This window comes from Gordonia liuliyuniae, assembly GCF_021738805.1.
Lineage (GTDB): Bacteria > Actinomycetota > Actinomycetes > Mycobacteriales > Mycobacteriaceae > Gordonia > Gordonia liuliyuniae.
In genome coordinates this window covers 169,299-185,858 of record NZ_JAKKOR010000012.1, presented here as the reverse complement: position 1 = coordinate 185,858, position 16,560 = coordinate 169,299, and the positions used below count along the sequence as shown (strand labels likewise).

17 protein-coding genes and 1 riboswitch are annotated in these 16,560 nt (G+C 67.1%); of the genes, 7 read left to right on the top strand and 10 right to left on the bottom strand.

Going from position 1 to position 16,560, the window contains the following annotated elements; translation table 11 throughout:
• Window positions 1–4 precede the first annotated feature (4 nt).
• Window positions 5–706: a response regulator gene (locus tag L5G33_RS16800; protein WP_504878022.1), complete on the top strand. Its 702-nt coding sequence runs from the start codon at window positions 5–7 to the stop codon at window positions 704–706.
• An 81-nt stretch (window positions 707–787) separates the two neighbouring features.
• Window positions 788–1,243, top strand: coding sequence for a peroxiredoxin (locus L5G33_RS16795; RefSeq protein WP_236999309.1), 456 nt, complete (start codon window positions 788–790; stop codon window positions 1,241–1,243).
• A 21-nt stretch (window positions 1,244–1,264) separates the two neighbouring features.
• Here the strand turns inward: L5G33_RS16795 and L5G33_RS16790 are convergent, their stop codons facing one another.
• The 4 genes from L5G33_RS16790 to L5G33_RS16775 are packed head-to-tail and all read right to left on the bottom strand — an operon-like array spanning window position 1,265 to window position 6,383.
• Window positions 1,265–2,923: a dipeptide ABC transporter ATP-binding protein gene (locus L5G33_RS16790; RefSeq protein ID WP_236999308.1), complete on the bottom strand. Its 1,659-nt coding sequence runs from the start codon at window positions 2,921–2,923 to the stop codon at window positions 1,265–1,267.
• Complete coding sequence (locus tag L5G33_RS16785; protein WP_236999307.1) at window positions 2,920–3,834, bottom strand: ABC transporter permease; 915 nt, start codon at window positions 3,832–3,834, stop codon at window positions 2,920–2,922. Before L5G33_RS16785 ends, L5G33_RS16790 begins: the two co-directional genes overlap by 4 nt.
• Window positions 3,831–4,790: an ABC transporter permease gene (locus L5G33_RS16780; RefSeq protein ID WP_236999306.1), complete on the bottom strand. Its 960-nt coding sequence runs from the start codon at window positions 4,788–4,790 to the stop codon at window positions 3,831–3,833. The genes L5G33_RS16785 and L5G33_RS16780 overlap by 4 nt, the downstream gene beginning before the upstream one ends.
• Window positions 4,791–4,793: 3 nt before the next feature.
• Window positions 4,794–6,383 carry an ABC transporter substrate-binding protein gene (locus L5G33_RS16775; protein WP_236999305.1) on the bottom strand — a complete coding sequence of 530 codons (1,590 nt, stop codon included), beginning with the start codon at window positions 6,381–6,383 and terminating at the stop codon, window positions 4,794–4,796.
• 157 nt (window positions 6,384–6,540) lie between these two features.
• Between L5G33_RS16775 and L5G33_RS16770 the strand changes: the two genes are divergently transcribed.
• On the top strand, window positions 6,541–8,880 hold the full coding sequence (locus L5G33_RS16770; protein ID WP_236999304.1) for an arylsulfatase: 2,340 nt from the start codon (window positions 6,541–6,543) through the stop codon (window positions 8,878–8,880).
• A 211-nt stretch (window positions 8,881–9,091) separates the two neighbouring features.
• A complete protein-coding gene (locus L5G33_RS16765; RefSeq protein WP_236999303.1) occupies window positions 9,092–10,072 on the top strand; it encodes a TauD/TfdA dioxygenase family protein in 981 nt (326 codons plus the stop codon).
• Between the two features lie 50 nt (window positions 10,073–10,122).
• Here L5G33_RS16765 and L5G33_RS16760 read toward each other — a convergent pair whose 3' ends face one another.
• Complete coding sequence (locus tag L5G33_RS16760; protein ID WP_236999302.1) at window positions 10,123–10,668, bottom strand: hypothetical protein; 546 nt, start codon at window positions 10,666–10,668, stop codon at window positions 10,123–10,125.
• Window positions 10,669–10,778: 110 nt separating this feature from the next.
• Between L5G33_RS16760 and L5G33_RS16755 the strand changes: the two genes are divergently transcribed.
• Together L5G33_RS16755 and L5G33_RS16750 are read left to right on the top strand one after the other, a co-directional pair.
• Window positions 10,779–11,897, top strand: coding sequence for a sensor histidine kinase (locus L5G33_RS16755; protein ID WP_236999301.1), 1,119 nt, complete (start codon window positions 10,779–10,781; stop codon window positions 11,895–11,897).
• Window positions 11,894–12,541, top strand: coding sequence for a response regulator (locus L5G33_RS16750; RefSeq protein WP_236999300.1), 648 nt, complete (start codon window positions 11,894–11,896; stop codon window positions 12,539–12,541). Before L5G33_RS16755 ends, L5G33_RS16750 begins: the two co-directional genes overlap by 4 nt.
• Here the strand turns inward: L5G33_RS16750 and L5G33_RS16745 are convergent.
• Window positions 12,523–12,921: a DoxX family protein gene (locus L5G33_RS16745; RefSeq protein ID WP_236999299.1), complete on the bottom strand. Its 399-nt coding sequence runs from the start codon at window positions 12,919–12,921 to the stop codon at window positions 12,523–12,525. The genes L5G33_RS16750 and L5G33_RS16745 overlap by 19 nt on opposite strands.
• A gap of 120 nt (window positions 12,922–13,041) precedes the next feature.
• Window positions 13,042–13,105, top strand: a riboswitch (guanidine-III (ykkC-III) riboswitch).
• 11 nt (window positions 13,106–13,116) lie between these two features.
• Between L5G33_RS16745 and L5G33_RS16740 the strand changes: the two genes are divergently transcribed.
• Window positions 13,117–13,431 carry a DMT family transporter gene (locus L5G33_RS16740; protein WP_236999298.1) on the top strand — a complete coding sequence of 105 codons (315 nt, stop codon included), beginning with the start codon at window positions 13,117–13,119 and terminating at the stop codon, window positions 13,429–13,431.
• Between the two features lie 74 nt (window positions 13,432–13,505).
• On the opposite strand, the gene L5G33_RS16735 is transcribed toward L5G33_RS16740, so the two are convergent.
• The 4 genes from L5G33_RS16735 to L5G33_RS16720 all read right to left on the bottom strand — a co-directional run bounded on the left by L5G33_RS16735 (window position 13,506) and on the right by L5G33_RS16720 (window position 16,486).
• Entirely contained in the window at window positions 13,506–13,715 is a 210-nt protein-coding gene (locus tag L5G33_RS16735) for a CsbD family protein (RefSeq protein ID WP_236999297.1), read from the bottom strand.
• Between the two features lie 150 nt (window positions 13,716–13,865).
• A complete protein-coding gene (locus tag L5G33_RS16730) occupies window positions 13,866–14,360 on the bottom strand; it encodes a MarR family winged helix-turn-helix transcriptional regulator (RefSeq protein WP_236999296.1) in 495 nt (164 codons plus the stop codon).
• 87 nt (window positions 14,361–14,447) lie between these two features.
• Window positions 14,448–15,314, bottom strand: coding sequence for a 3-hydroxyisobutyrate dehydrogenase (gene mmsB / locus L5G33_RS16725; protein ID WP_236999295.1), 867 nt, complete (start codon window positions 15,312–15,314; stop codon window positions 14,448–14,450).
• Window positions 15,311–16,486: an acyl-CoA dehydrogenase family protein gene (locus L5G33_RS16720; protein WP_236999294.1), complete on the bottom strand. Its 1,176-nt coding sequence runs from the start codon at window positions 16,484–16,486 to the stop codon at window positions 15,311–15,313. The genes mmsB and L5G33_RS16720 overlap by 4 nt, the downstream gene beginning before the upstream one ends.
• Window positions 16,487–16,560 lie beyond the last annotated feature (74 nt).

Below are 16,560 nucleotides of genomic sequence, written 5' to 3'. Positions count from 1 at the left end.
TTGGATGAACAGCGGGGTCGGGGTGGACACACCGGGTGGGCCCGATGCGGACGCCGTGAGCCGGATCATGCTGGTCGACGACGATCCGCTCGTCCGGTCCGGCCTGCGGCTGCTCCTCGGCGGCGACCGTGGACTGGACGTCGTCGCTGAGGCAGGCCACGGCGCGGACGCGCTCGGCCAGCATGCGGCCGATCCCGTCGACCTCGTCCTGATGGACCTGCGGATGCCGGTGATGGACGGCATCGCCGCGACGGCAGAGTTCAAAGCGTTAGAGCGGGCGCCGTCGGTGATCGTGTTGACGACGTTCGACGCCGACGACTACGTCGTGCGCGCGCTCGCCGTCGGAGCGGACGGGTTCCTGTTGAAGGACACGCCGCCCGCCGACATCGTGGCGGCCGTCAAGAACGTCCTGAGCGGACAGCCCGCGTTGAGTCCGTCCGTCACAGCGGCGCTGATCAAGCAGGTCGTCGACTCGAACGGTGCGGACCGCTCGCAGTCGGCCGAACGCGCGATCGCCGAGCTCACCGACCGCGAGCGCGAGGTGGCCACCTGCCTGGCCAAGGGGGCGTCGAACGCAGAGATCGCCGCCGAGCTGTACATGGGTGTGGCGACCGTGAAGGCGCACATCTCGCACATCTTCGCCAAGCTCGGTGCATCCAATCGCGTCCAGGTCGCGATCCTCATGCACGACGCGGGGCTCGTCTGACCGCAGCGTGACCGTAGCCGAGGGCGCGGCAACAGCATCGAGGCTTCGCCATGCATTGCGTCGCCGACTACCGTGGAGTCTATGAAGACCGGTGATCGTGCCCCTGATTTCGCATTGCCCGACCAGAACGGGCAGACGCGCCGACTGTCCGAACTCCTCGCCGACGGCCCCGTCGCACTGTTCTTCTATCCCGCGGCGTTCACGCCGGGCTGCACCAAGGAGGCGTGCCACTTTCGGGATCTCGCGAGCGAGTTCACCCAGGCCGGAGTGCAGCGCGTCGGGATCAGCCGGGACGAGGTGTCCAAGCAGTCGGACTGGACCGCGAAGCATTCACTCGACTACCCGCTCCTGTCGGACGGCGACGGGAGCGTCGCCCACGCCTACGGCGTTCGACGCAGCGGGCTGCTCTCGTCGGTCATGCCGACCAAACGCACCACGTTCGCGATCGGCGCCGACGGCGTGATCGCCGACGTCATCGCGTCCGAGGTCAGCATGGCCGTCCATGCCGACCGCGCGTTGTCGGCGCTCGGAGCCTGAGCAACACGGGCACAGCCCGGTTCATGCTGCGACGGCGGGCCTCCCGGCGCGTTGCCGATCGGGATCGGGAACCGGGACGGCGGCCACGAGCGAGCGTGTGTAGTCGGTCGTCGGCGACGCGAAGACCGTGTCGGTGGCTCCGGTCTCGACGACGCGGCCGGACCGCAGGACCGTCACCCGGTCGGACACCTGGCGGACCACCGCCAGATCGTGGCTGATGAAGATTGCCGAGAATCCCAGCTCCGCCTGCAGGTCGGCGAACAGTTCGAGCACCCGAGCTTGCACGGACACATCGAGCGCACTCGTCGGCTCGTCGGCGATCAGCAGTTCCGGATCGGCCGACAACGCTCGCGCGAGCGCGACCCGCTGACGTTGCCCGCCGGACAGCTCGTGGGGGAGCCGTGATGCGAACGCCGACGGCAGTTGCACGGCCGTCAGCAGTTCGGTCACTCGTTCGCCGCGCCACGCCCGACTGCCCAGGCCTTGGATGTCCAGCGGTTCCCTGATCGACTCGGCCACCGAGAACCGCGGGTTCAGCGACGCGGACGGATCCTGGGGCACGAACGCGATCCGACGTCGGACGGCTTTGAGCTCTGTGGCGGACAGGTCTGCGATATCGTCGCCGTCCACGAGGATTCGCCCGGATGCCAGCGGAAGGATCCCGCCGATCGCTCGGCCGAGGGTCGTCTTCCCGGATCCGGACTCGCCGACGACGCCGAGGACCTCGCCCGGAGCCACCCGAAGCGAGACGTCCGACAACGCGGTGTGCGCTCCCGCTCCAAACCGGCCGGGATGCCTCACCGTGATGGCGTCGACCCGCACCACCGGGACTTCCGCTGAGGCCTCTGCGGCGTCCACCTCCCGACCGCCGACCACGCCCACCGCGCTGTCGAGACGGGGGACGGTGTCGAGGCGGGGGACGGCCGCCAGCAGTTGCCGCGTGTACGGCTGCTGCGGGGCGGCAAAGATCTCATGCACGTCGGCGGTCTCGATGGTCTCGCCGAGCTGCACGACGACGACCCGGTCGGCGATCTCGGCGACCACCCCGAGGTTGTGAGTGATGAGCAAGATCCCGGCCCCGGTCCGGTCGCGGAGACGGACCAGCAGTTCGAGGATCTCGCGCTGCACCGATACGTCGAGCGCGGTCGTCGGCTCGTCGGCGAGCAGCAGTGCGGGGTCGCCAGCGAGCGCGAGCGCGATCACCACGCGCTGCTTCTGTCCGCCCGACAACTGATGCGGATAGTAGGCGACCCGGGTCTTGGGCTCCGGGATCTCGACGAGCGTCAAGAGTTCGACGGCTCGACGACGTGCATCGCCGCGCGAGAGCTTGCGGTGCCGTGTCAACGCCTGCCGCAGCTGCCAACCGATGGTCTGCACAGGGTTGAGCGCGGTCTGCGGTTCTTGGAAGATCATGGCGACGCGGTCGCCGCGGATGGCGGTGAGCTCCCGCTCGGACCGTCCGAGGACTTCGACGCCGTCGACCTTCACCGAGCCCGTCGCGGCAGCCCCGGCCGGGAGGAGGCCGATGGCGGCGCGTGCGGTCATCGTCTTACCGGAGCCGGATTCGCCGACGAGGGCGACGATCTCGCCGCGGCCGACAGTCAGACTGATACCCGCGACGGCGGGGCGGGGGTAGTCGAACCTGACGTGCAGGTCGGACACCTCGAGTGCGAGTGTCACAGGTTCCTCCGGTCGTTCGAGATCGACTGCGCGATCAGATAGAAGCCCAGGACGAGGGCCGAGATGATGACCAGCGGTCCGACGGAGAACCAGGGATTGGTCTCCAAGTAGCTATTGCCCGCGGCGAGGACCCCGCCGAGCGACGGTGTCGGCGGGACCACGCCGATACCCAGATAGCTCAGCGCCCCTTCGATGAACACACCGAGCGACAGCGACAGTGCGAACTGCACGCCGAGTGCTTCCACCGAGTTCGGGAAGACGTGCTTGAGGAGGATGCGTGGAGTGCTCGCGCCGCTGACTCGCGCGGCTTCGACATACGGCTGCTCCCGGATCCGCAAGACCGACGTGCGGACGAGTCTGCCGAAGACGGGAATCTCGGCGATCGCGATGATGATGCCGATGGTCAGCGTGCCGGGCCCGAGGATCGCGGTGAGCGCGATGCCGAGGATCAGCGCGGGGAAGGCGAGGATCACGTCGAAGACGCGCTGCGCCAGAGCATCCAGGCCGCGCACCGAGACTGATACGAGACCCACGAGCGTGCCGACGGCCGCGCCGACCGGGACGGCGACCGCGATGATCAGCAGGTCGATACGGATGCCGACGAGGACGCGGGTCAGGACGTCGCGGTTGACGTCATCAGTGCCGAACCAGTGGTCGACGCTCGGTGGGAGCAGATACGCTCCGTCGATCTGCTGTTCGGCACCGTACGAGGTGAACAGCGGACCGAGCACGCCGGCGGCGACGACTGCGAGAACCAGAACCGTGCCGAGCAAGCCGCTGCCGTGGAACAGGCTGCGGTACAGGGTTTTCCGGGGACGGATCTCGTCGCGGTCGGCGGGCGACTCGGGCACCAGGCCCGGGTCGATCCCGTCGACGCGAACACTGTCGCGGGAGAGGTCTGTGGTGGTCATCGGGAACCTGCCAATCGGATGCGGGGGTCGAGCCAGGCGTGGACGACGTCAGCGGCGAGCTGGATCAGCACGAACACTGACACCGACAGGAGAATGAGGATCTGGACGAGTGGGTAGTCGCGCGATGAGATGCCCTCCTCGGTGAGCATGCCGAGCCCCGGCCAACCGAAGATCGCTTCGACGAGGACCGCTCCACCGAGTAGTGCGCCGACGATCAGTCCGAACGCGGTGATCGTCGACGGCAGCGCGTTCCGGAGCGCGTGTTTGAGGACGACGTCGCGACGGGACGCTCCGGTCGCGATCGCGGTGACCGCATAGGGCTGCGCGAGTCCAGTCTGCAGGGATTCGGTGAGGAACCTCGAGAGCATCGCCCCCGCGGGGAGTCCCAGCGTGACGGCGGGCAGCACCAGGTACTGCGCGGTGATCCACAGGTCGTCGCTCAGGCCGTCGGGCGGGGTCCCGCCCGCGGGGAGAACCCCGCCGCCGACGCCGAACACTGCGATCAGCACGGTGCCGACGACGAACGTCGGCAACGCGATTGCGACCGCGTTCACACCTGTGAGCAGGGCGTTCATCGCTCGGTTCGGTCGGATCGTCGCAGTGAGTGACAACCCGAACGCGAGCACGATCGCCAGCACGCCCGCGGTCACGGTCAGCACGAGCGTGTTCGTCAGACCGAACGAGACGAGGTCGCCGATGTCTCCGCCGATCTGGTAGCTCGTACCGAAGTCGAGGGTCAGCACGCTGCCGAGCCAGGCGAAATACTGGACGAAGAACCCTCGGTCGAGCCCCAGGTCGTGCCGGATGGCCTGCAGGTCCGCCGGGGTGGCGTCCGGACCGGCGAGCGCCGACTCCGGTCCACCCGGGATGAGTCGGAGTACGGCGAAGATGAGCAGGGACGCGGCGACCAGGACGATCAGGGCCGTCGGGATACGCCGCAACAGGTAACTGGTCATGGTTTACGCGCTCCGATCGGGGTCGGTGAGGCTGGTGTCAGCGAAATGGAGTTGGACGCGGTGATCCCACGCGACGTCGCGGACGTCGGGTGCCGCGGTGATCCGGGTCAGGAGCACGCCGATCTCGACAAGGAACAGATCGTTGAGCCACACCTCGTCGAGGCGCCGGTAGGCCGCGACCGCTTCGGGCGATGTCGGGTCGGGGGTGGTCCAGGCGGCGTCGGCCGCCGCCGAGTACTCGGGGTTCACATAGTTCGACGAGTTCTTCGCGGCATTGAACGGGTAGGCGCTGACCGCGAGCGTCGATGGCGTGAACTGGGCGAACGCGTGTTGCAGGATCCACAGGCCGGAAAACTGCGAACCGATCAGCTTCTTGGATTGCACTGCCTCGTCGTTGGGCACGAGGTTCACGGTGATCCCGATGTCACGCAGATTGGACTGGACGATCTCGGCGACCACGCGGAAGGTGTTGCCCGTCGACGTGTAGTCGAGGTCGATCGGGCCGATCGGGCCGACGTCGCGCAGCAGCTCTTTCGCTTTGACCACGTCGCGGCGGTACGTGTGGTTGGCGGCCTCGTCGTATGCGGGGGAGGTCTTCGGCCATGGCACGTTCACCGGATAGCCGGAGCCGCGGTACACGTCGGTGATGATGCGTTCGCGGTCGACGGCGAATGCGATCGCCTTGCGGACTCGCGGATCGGCGAGCGCCGGGTTCGCGACGTTGACGCCGACGTACACCTGCGACTCGGCTCCGGTCAGCTCGATGTCGGTGAAGCCGTACCGGGTGGTCGCGAGCTCCTGGTCTTGCGCACTCAGGTCTTCGGCGACGTCGAGTTGACCGGTCCGCAGGCGTGTGTACAGCGACTTCGGATCGGTGGCTTCGACGAGCGTCACCGCGTCGAGCGGAGGGGCGCCGCCCCAGTAGTCGTCGTTTCGCACCATCGTGATGGACGAGTTCGGGGTCCACGACTCGAACCGGAACGGACCGGTCCCGTTGAACGTCTTGCCCGCCTTGAGGTCGTCGAGCGTGTCGCCGTCGAGGATCGGCGCCGAGTCGAGGAGGTCGAAGATGTTGCTCAACGGATGCGCGAAGGTCAATGTCACACGGTGCGGGTCTCTCACGTCGTACCCGGTGATCGCGGCCGCGGTCCGCTTGAACTGCGGGGTCCATGGGCCGCCGAGGTAGGCCAGGATCGACGATCTGACGTCGTTCGAGGTGAACGGCTTTCCGTTGTGGAAGGTGACTCCTCCGCGCAGGTTCAGGGTGAGTGCGAGCCCGTCCGACGCCAGCTCCCACGACGTCGCCAGCGACGGCTGCGGCTTCGACGATTCGGGCGGATAGGTGATCAGTGTGTCGAACACGTTGGCAACCACGTGGCCGGTCGGCCCGCCGGCCCCGATCTGCAAGAATTTGGCGGGCGCGAGGTCGCCGATCACGCCGACGCGGAGTTCGCCGCCGCTCTGGACGGGGCCGGACCGGCTCGCCGAGCCATGTTTCGCGTCGACGGCGCTGCGGCATGCGGTGAGCCCGACGACGGTGGCGAACGTCAGGGCCAGTGCGCACAACGCGCGCAGACGTCTGGATCGGAACATGAGTTGGGGCCGCTTTCTTGATTCGGTGAACAACAGCCGCCGGGGAGGTGAGCGACTGCTCTCGAATGATTCGCGACGGACGCGGATTTGTAATCACTTCCACTCACCGAGAATTAAATCTTTGTGCGACCCGATGTCACGGGAGCATTCTTTCGAAATGACTCAGGACATTCCCGAATACGCTCGCGGATATGACGGTTTCGGAGGCACTGTGGGACGCACCAGTTCGCAGTCGACACCGTGGTGGCCGCACGACCGAACAGCCGATCGCAAAGCGCCGAACATCGTCGTCGTCCTGATCGACGACATGGGCTACTCCGACATCGGACCATTCGGATCGGAGATTCCGACGCCCAACATCGACCGCATCGCCGAGCGCGGTTACCGGTTGAGCAACTACCACACGACACCGGTCTGTTCACCCGCGCGCGCCGCGCTGCTGACCGGTGTCAACCCGCACCGCGCCGGCTACGGCAGCGTCGCCAACTCCGACCCCGGGTTTCCCGGGCTACGACTGGAACTGGCCGACGACGTGCTCACGCTTCCAGAGATCCTGCGCGAGTCCGGCTACGCGACGTTCGCGGTCGGCAAGTGGCATCTGGTGCGCGACGCCGACATGAGCCCCGGCCGATCCCGCCGGTCCTGGCCGTTGCAGCGCGGATTCGACAGCTACTACGGTTCGCTGGAAGGACTCAATTCGTTCTTTCACCCAAACCAGTTAATCGTCGACAACTCGGTGGTCGACGTCGACGAGTACCCCGACGGCTACTACGTGACGGACGACCTCACCGATCGGGCGGTGTCGCAGGTCAAGGCGCTGCGCGCTCACGATGCCGACAAGCCGTTCTTCCTCTACTTCGCGCACATCGCGATGCACGGGCCGCACCAGGTGAAGGACGACGACCTCGCGCGGCATCGCGGTAGGTACGCCGCAGGCTGGGACGACGTGCGGCGACGCCGTTTCGCCGAACAAGTCGCATCCGGTCTGTTCGACCCGGGCACGCCGATCGCCGAGCGCAACACCGAGCCCGGATACGACGCGCCGCCGTGGGACAGTCTTTCGCGCGAGGAGAAGGAGCGGTTTCAGCGCTACCAGGAGGTGTACGCCGCACTCGTCGACAGCGTGGACCAGAGCGTCGGGAGGCTCCTCGACGTACTCGACGACCTGGGGGAACTCGACGACACCATCGTCGTGTTCACCTCAGACAACGGCGGCACCGCGGAGGGCGGCCCGGTCGGGACACGGTCGTACTTCAGCCAGTTCGTGCACGGACCGGTGCCGCCGGACTGGGAGCGCGACGTGCCGCACGACGAGTCGTTGATCGGGTCGCCGGAACTGGGCGTGCACTACCCGCGAGGCTGGGGACAGGCGTCGAACACCCCGTTCCGATTCTACAAGGGCCAGACCTTCGCGGGCGGCGTTCGAGTCCCGTTCGTCATCTCGTGGCCGCGCGGACTGGCGCGTGACGCCGACGACAACGGTGTCCGCAGGCAGTTCTCGTATGTCACCGACCTCGCGCCGACCCTGTTGGATCTCGCCGGAGTTCAGACTCCCGCCACCAGACACGGGCGCCCGGCGGCCGACCGCGACGGAGTCAGCATCGTCGACGTGCTGCGCGACGGCAGCGCGGCATCCCCGCACACCGAGCAGTACGCCGAGTTCGGCGGACATCGCGGCTTCTACCGGGACGGGTGGAAGCTGCTGTCGCTGCACGACGGCGACCCGTCGCACGTCGATCAGCCCAGGTGGGAGCTCTACAATATGTGGATCGATCCGGCGGAGACGCGTGACGTCGCCGCTGAGCATCCCGACATCGTCGCCGAACTCGCGGCGGCGTGGAACGAAGCGGCCTGGCGCAACACGGTGTTCCCGCTGTTCGACACGCCGGGCGACGCCCAACGCAGACGCCCAGCCGAACGCGAGCGGTTCGAGACGGACGTCCGCATCCTGGCAGGCGCCCCGCCGCTCGAGCGATACCGGTCGAGCAGGCTCATCGCCTACCGCGACTTCGACGTGATCGTCGAACTCGACGGATGGTCCCCGGACGACGAAGGCGTCCTCGTCGCGCACGGCGACGTGCAGGGTGGCTACCTGTTGGTTGTCGAGAACGGGCAGTTGACGTTCGTGTTCAACTCGTACGGTCGCATCAACAGAGTGGCCGCGGCCCTCCCATTGGGCACCAGGTCGGTGACGCTCCGGGCCGAGGCGACGGTCGACGTGCGATGGAACTTCACCGTCAGCGCGGCGGGCGCCGACGGTGAGACGAGGGTCGCGGAACTGCCGCGCGCGGTGCAACTCGTCGGCATGGCCCCGTGGACGGGCATCTCGGTGGGTCTTGATGCGAGGGGCCCGGTCGATCCGGAACTACGCCGGAGGCGAGGCGTGTTCCGCGCACCGTCGAGTCTCGTTGCCGTCTCCTATCGCCCGGGCGACGTCAAGGTCCCGGCCGCCGTCCGGAAGGTCATCGACGAGCAGGCCGAAGATCTCGCGGATTGACCGACGCGACTTGAATTCATCGTGAATCTATCCCTGGTTGATGCGCATCGCCGCATGTTTGACTGACACCACCGAATCGGTAGCACTCGCTTTTTCAACGGAACTCGAAGCAGAGAGAATTCGGCTCGACATTCTCCTGCCTCGCATCCGTCGAATACTCACTCCCGCAATCGGATAAACAGATCCGATTTCTGATGAAAGGCGTTACACAATGACCGTCACCGTCTCCAATTTCACCGACCGTGAGCTCGAGATCCAGTCCGTCTATGCCGACGCGGGAATCACCGTGGACAAGCTCGGCGAACACATCGGCGCGCGTATCGGCGGCGTGACGCTCGGCGGCGACGTGCCGTCGGACAAGATCGAGGCCATCCGGCTGGCTCTCGCCGTCAACAAGGCCATCGTGTTCACCGGTCAGAACCACCTGGACGACGAGAGCCAGTACGCGTTCGCGCAGTTGCTCGGCGACCCGACCCTGCCGCACCCGACCGTCACATCCAGGGGTGACCAGCTGTTGACGATCGAAGGTGCGGCGAACAGCTGGCACACCGACGTGTCCTTCGTCGACCGCATCCCGAAGGCGTCGATCCTGCGCGCGGTCAACCTGCCGACCTGGGGTGGTGCCACCACCTGGGCGTCCACGACGGCCGCATACGCCCAGTTGCCCGACAGCTTGAAGGCGTTCGTGGACAATTTGTGGGCCAAGCACACCAACTTCTACGACTACGTGACCAACGACGTCGACATCGACGACACGCAGGTCGAACGCCGCGTCGTCCACTACGAGGAGTTCACGAGCAAGGAGTACCAGACCATCCATCCGGTGGTCCGCGTCCACCCGGAGACCGGTGAGAAGACCCTGCTCCTCGGCCACTTCGTCAAGGAGTTCATCGGACTCAAGCCCGCCGAGTTCAGCGCGGTCTACCAGCTTCTGCAGAACCGGATCATCAAGTTGGAGAACACATTCCGCTGGAGCTGGAGCCTCGGCGACGTTGCGATCTGGGACAATCGTGCCACCCAGCACTACGGTATCGCGGACTTCGGCGCGCAAGACCGCAAGCTGCACCGCATCACCCTCGCCGGCGATGTTCCGGTGAACGCCGACGGCCGCACCGGAGAGATCCTCACTGGCGACGCCTCGCACTACTCGGTGATCGAAGAGCCGAAGCGCCTGGCGCCGTTCGCCGACTGAATCGGCCTGCGGGTCCGGACCGGCTCGGCGAGGGAGTCTCGGCGAGCCGGTCAGTCTCGACTCAGCGAGTACCACACAGGTCCGGTCAGCAGCCAGATCACGGTGATCGTGCCCAAGACGCCTAGGCCGCCGAGCAGGGCTTCGCGTTGCGCGGGGTCGGCGACAGTGACACCGAGAAGGCCGGTGATCGCGACGGCGATGCCGACGGCCCCGAGCCACCGCCCGAAATCGGCCCACTCGTAGCGTCGCCGTTCGGGGCCGTACGCCGGGACCTTATGGGGCACCGGACCGTCCGCGAACCGATGGGCGAACCGGGCGTCGGCCCACGCGACCATCCGATGGCCGAACATGACGGTGCAGCCGAGATAGATCGGGGCCAGGCGGTGCGCGAAACCGACGTCGCCGCCTTGCGCCAAGTCGATCGTCACGGCGACGAGCAACACCAGGTCGATTAGGGGTACACACGCCAGGACGACCATTGACGGACGCGGCAGCCGCGCGAGGTAACGCAAGGCCAAGCCGCCGACGACGAACACCCAGAATCCGATCTCGCACGCGGCGATCGTGACGAGGACGGGGTCGGTGAGCTCGTTCATGGCTTCAGCGTTCCCCCGGATCACCTCCTGCACATCCGTCGGGCGGCGCGCGCGGGGTCCGACTTTCGGGGGACCCGACCAAGTACGCCAGTGTGCTGTAGTTGAGGACGATGAAGTCTCACCTGGGCGAATCAGACCCGGCGCGGCCGGCGAACCTCACCGCCGTCGGCACGTTCGCCGTCGGGCTTCTGCTGTGGGCGTGTGGAGCGTTCACGTTCTTCTCCGACCACGACGTCTATCCCTGGTACGCGAAACTTCTGCTGCTCACGGCTGCTCTCGGCATCGCGCTCGCCGCGCGAGAACGACCGGCGCTCGCGTTCGGCGTGATGTGCGCGTTGCTCGCCGTCGACGCGGTCTGGGGGCCGTCGCTGCCGTTGTGGATCGCGATGTCGGACATCGTGTTCTTGTGTGCGGTGCGAGGCACGCACACCTTGCAGCGCGTCGTGATCGCGGTGTGCACAATCCTGACACTCGGGCTCGCCGTCGTCGGTGCGCTGGCCGGCGGCGTGCGGGTCGGCGTTCTCGTCGGACTGATCGGCATCGCCTTCCTGCTGTCGCCGATCACATACGCCCGGGCGGTGACCGCAGCGCGGCGTGCGTCCGAGGCAGAGAAGACGGCAGCGGTTTCGCGAGCCGACGCCGAACGGACCGAAGCCGTGTCCGATGAGCGACGCCGCCTCTCGCGCGACCTGCACGACACGGTTGCCGGTCACGTATCAGCCATCGCGATCCTGTCCGAAGCGGCGCGAGGCGCTGACGAGCCGTCTGCCATCGTCGACTCGATACGCCGGAACAGTCTCGCCGCGCTCGGTGAACTCCGCACGATGATCGACGTCCTCGCAGCTGACGGTGACGAGAGGACCACCATCCGCTGGGCGTCGCTCGAACCGCTGATCGCCGCGGCCGACGCCGTCGGATCGACTGTCACCGTGGACGGCGACCTCGCTGACCTGCCGCACCACGTTGAAGCCGTGCTCACCCGGATCGCAGGGGAAGCGATCGCCAACGCGACGCGCCACGCGCCCGGGCACGCGGTGAGCGTCGTCGTCGCCGACCTCGCCGACCGGGCCCGGTTGACGGTGCGCAACGAGATGCCGGCAGGCGCAGCGGACGCTGGAGCGGGCCGAGGGGTCCTGAACATGCAGGTCCGGGCCGAGAGCATCGGCGGCCGAGCCGACGCCGGACCCGACGGGGGACACTGGGTCGTGACCGCGGAGGTGCCTCGATGAACGACCAGCGACGAGTACGTGTGGTGCTGGCCGACGACCATGCGGCGGTCCGCGAAGGCCTCCGCATGGTGTTGGAGGCGTCCGGCCAGATCAGTGTCGTCGGAGAGGCCGCGGACGGTGCAGCCGCGATCCGCACCGCGACGCAGGTACGCCCGGACGTCGTCCTGATGGACGTCCGGATGCCGCAGGTGGACGGGATCGCCGCGACGGAGACGATCACCGCCTCGACCGGGGTGCGCGTTCTGGTGCTGACGACGTTCGGTGTCGACGACTACGTACTCGGCGCGCTCGCCGCAGGTGCGTCCGGGTTCCTGCTGAAGACGGCGTCGGGCGCCGAACTCGTCGACGGGACGCTACGTGTCGCGGCCGGCGACGCAGTCCTCGACCCGGAGGTCGCCCGGGTCGTCGTCGACGCCATGCGCGGACGGTCCGCGACCACCGACGCCGACTTGTCCGCACTCACCGAGCGCGAGCGTGACGTCCTCGCCGGGATCGGGTCCGGACTGTCGAACATGCAGATCGCGCGGCGACTCGACATCGGGGAGTCGACCGTGAAAACCCATGTGTCCCGGGTGCTGATGAAACTCGACGCGCCGTCACGGGTGCAGGCGGCGGTGATCGCCGTTCAGGCAGGACTCGTCTGAGACGGGACGGACTGGTCTTGGGGCGGTCCCGTCACCGCGAGGGTCGAATACAATGCGAGCATCGACGACGACGCCGCGAAGTTGAGGCCGATGTCGCGGGCACGAACATGGGAGCCGACCGCGAGGACGAAGTAGATCGTCAACATGACGCTGGTGAGGCGGGCGAGGCCTGGAAACCTGGGCGCGGCGGCGAGTCCGACCGCCGACGCAGCCTTGACCACCGGGAAGATCCAGCGGTGCTCGGCGGGGAAGTCGACGGAGTCGAGACAGCGGGCGACGTAGGGGATCGGGCCGATGCATGCTGCGGCGTCTGCGGCCTGACCGGCAGCGGCGACCTGGTAGACGACGGGATCGCGGAGCAGTTCTCTCGGGTGGCTCATGTACTGACGGTATGTCCGCGCACGCCGAGTTACAAGGTGATCGTCGCCTCGGCCACCATGGTGACCGAATCCACCACATCAGGCCCTTCACCTGGGACGCGGCCGTGGGTAGTCTCGACGGCGTGGCCGCGTCTGCGGCCCCGGACGAGCCCGCCGTACCCGGTCCGCGACAAGACGGTGGAGACGGGAATCGTCATGTCATGGATCGTACTGGTGATCTCAGGTCTCTTCGAAGCCGTGTGGGCCACCGCGCTCGGCAGATCCGAAGGGTTGCACCGACTCTCGCCGACAATCGTGTTCTTCGTCGCGCTCGCCGTCAGCATGGGGGGACTCGCCTACGCGATGCGCGACCTCCCGACGGGTACGGCCTACGCGATCTGGGTCGGCATCGGTGCGACCGCGACGGTCGTCTACGCGATGGCCACCGGTACCGAGGCCGCGAGTCTGGCGAAGATCGTCTGCATCATCGCGATCGTCGGCGGAGTCATCGGACTCAAACTCGCTGCGTGAGGATCGGGCGATTGTGCTGACCGACGCCGAAGGGCCGGGACCGCAGCGCGGTCCCGGCCCTTTGCTTCGGTGAGTCAGCGCCCCGACAGCTTGTCCTTGACGGAGTCGATGCCGCCCTTCACCTTGTCGGCGGCCTCGGTGATCTTCTCGCGGGCGCCCGCGAGGCCCTGATCGGCCTGCCCCTCTTGCCTGAGGTCGTCATCGTTGGTGGCCGCACCCGCGGCCTCCTTGGCGCGACCCTTGAGGTCGTCTGCCTTGTTCTGAGCGTCGTCTGCGATTCCCATGTGATACCCCTCCGCTAATCGAACACGACCGGACGGTGGATCCCCGTTCGGCGTCGTCTGCCAAGACGACACTGTCCACGGTACTGGTCTCAGGAGAACGGCGTCGGGACCGAAGCCGCCCGGCAGGTGTCGGCGATCAGAAATCGGGTGTCAGAAGTCCCCGTGGGATCGCCGCAACGTACGGATGGCGTCCACCAGCGCGCGTGACTGCGCGGGCGGTAGACCGATGTCGGCGAACACCGTGTTCAACGCGACGGTCGCCTGCTCGACGAGGTCACGTCCCGAGTCGGTGATCGCGACCAGGGTCGTGCGCCCGTCTGTCGGGTGCGGTCGGCGTTGCACGAGGCCCGCGTCGACGAGACGTGCGACGGCGTTCGTCGCGGACGATACGTGGACCTGCAGCCGGTCGCTGGCCTTCGAGATCGGCAGCGCACCGGACCGGCTGAACGCCAGGAGTCGCAGGAGTTCAAAGCGGGCGAACGTCAACCCGAACGGTTTCAATTCCGATTCCACACGAGCCAGCATGATCTGGTGCGCGCGCATCACCGAGGTGACGGCTTCCATCCCGTCGGCGATCTCGCCGCCCCAGCCCGCGTCCTCCCAGTGGGAGCGGGCCAATGCGATCGGATCGGTCACCTCACGCACGGGCCCCTCCTCTACTGCGACGTTCACTCCTGCGACGAACTACTACTGCGGTGAACTACTACTGCGCCGAACTACTACTGCGCCGAATCACTTCAGAGTGTCGATTATGGCACTGAAGTCGAGGTGCCCGTTCTCCGCGGCGAACGCCGAATAGAGTTCGGCGGCGTGCGTGCCGAGTGGTGCCGACGAGCCAGCCGTCGACACGGCGGCCATCGCGAGGCCGAGGTCCTTGTTCATCAACGCGGTCGCGAAGCCGGGCTTGTAATCGTTCTCCGACGGTGCGGTCGGGACCGGGCCGGGGACCGGGCAGTTGGTGTGCAGCGCCCAGCAGTTTCCGGTCGCGCCGGTCACCACGTCGTACAGTGCCTGATCGGCGAGGCCGAGCTTCTCCGCGAGGACGAACGCCTCACCGACGGCGATCTGCTGGACGGCCAGGATCATGTTGTTGCACAGTTTCGCAGCCTGACCGTTGCCCGTGCCTCCGCACGGCACGACCTTGCCTGCCATCGGAGCGAGGACCGGTTGTGCAGCTGAGACCGACTCGTCGTCGCCACCGACCATGAACGCCAACGTGCCAGCCGTCGCGCCCTTCACACCGCCGGACACCGGCGCGTCCACCTGCAACATGCCCGCCGCGCTCGCCTGAGCGTTCACCTCACGCGCGTCTTCCACGGAGATGGTCGACGAGTCGATGAACAGCGTGCCCTGGGCGGCGTGGTCGAGCACCGACGCGTAGACGCTCTTCACGATCGCGCCGCTCGGCAGCATCGTGATGACGGCGTCCGCGCCCACGACAGCAGCCTCAGCGTTCTCCACCGAGGTGACACCGTGCTCGACGGCCGCGGCGACGGCGTCGGCCGACAAATCGAAACCGACGACCTCGTGGCCGGCGGAGATCAGGTTCGCGGCCATCGGCCCACCCATGTTGCCCAGTCCGACGAATGCGATCTTCATCGCGTTTTCCTTTCGTTGCTGACGCGGGCGGCTTCGGCACGGCCGATCACCATCCGCATGATCTCGTTGGTTCCTTCCAGGATGCGGTTCACCCGCAGGTCGCGGACGATCTTTTCCACACCGGTCTCGTGGAGATATCCGTATCCACCGTGAAGCTGCAATGCCTGATCGGCGACGGTGAAGCATGCTTCGGTGACGAACCGCTTGGCCATCGCGCACAGCTCCACCTTGTCGGGATCGCCCGCGTCGAGTGCGTCGGCGGCACGCCACAGCATGAGACGCGACGCCTCAAGGTTCATCGCCATGTCGGCGATGGTCGCCCGGATCGTCGGCTCGTCGATCAACGGTGCGCCGAACGCCTCACGGTCCGCGGTGTACGCGAGAGCCGCGTCATAGGCGGCCTGAGCGCCGCCCAGCGAGCACGCCGCGATGTTGAGGCGGCCGCCGTTGAGCCCGTTCATCGCGATCGAGAAGCCGGTGCCTTCGCCATCGGTGCCACCGAGCATCGCGTCGGAGCCAACCCGGGCGTCGTCGAAGATCACCTGGGCGGTCGGCTGGTTATGCCAGCCCATCTTCGCTTCGGCCGGACCGAACGAGAGCCCGGGCGTCTGGGCGGGGACGATGAACGTGGAGATGCCACGCGGTCCGGCGTCGCCGGTCCGCGCCATCACGATGTAGACGTCGCTGACGCCGCCGCCGGAGATGAACTGCTTGCTGCCGCGCAGGACGAACTCGTCGCCGTCGCGTCGCGCCGACGTCGAGAGGGCCGCCGCGTCCGAACCCGCGCCGGGCTCGGTGAGGCAGTAGCTGGCGATCGCGTCCATCGACGCCATACGCGGTACCCACTCGTTGCGCTGCTCCTGCGTGCCGTATGTGTCGACCATCCAGGTGCACATGTTGTGGATCGACAGGAACGCCGCGGTCACCGGATCGGCTTTGGACAATTCCTCGAAGATTCTGACGCCGTCTATGCGTCGCAGACCGGAGCCGCCGACGTCGTCGCGGGTGTAGATGGCGGCCATGCCGAGCGATGCGGCCTCGACCATCTCCGCGACGGGGAAGTGCTTGGTCGCGTCCCACTCCAAGGAGTTCGGGGCCAGGCGTTTGCGGGCGAAGTCGCGTGCGGTCTCGACGACGAGCAGGTCGTCGTCGGCCAGAACTGGATAGGGCATGCCGCAAGAATAAACTTGGAAGTCCAACTAAATCAATAGGTTGGACGTCCAAGTTTGTTGTCGGTCGACGACGC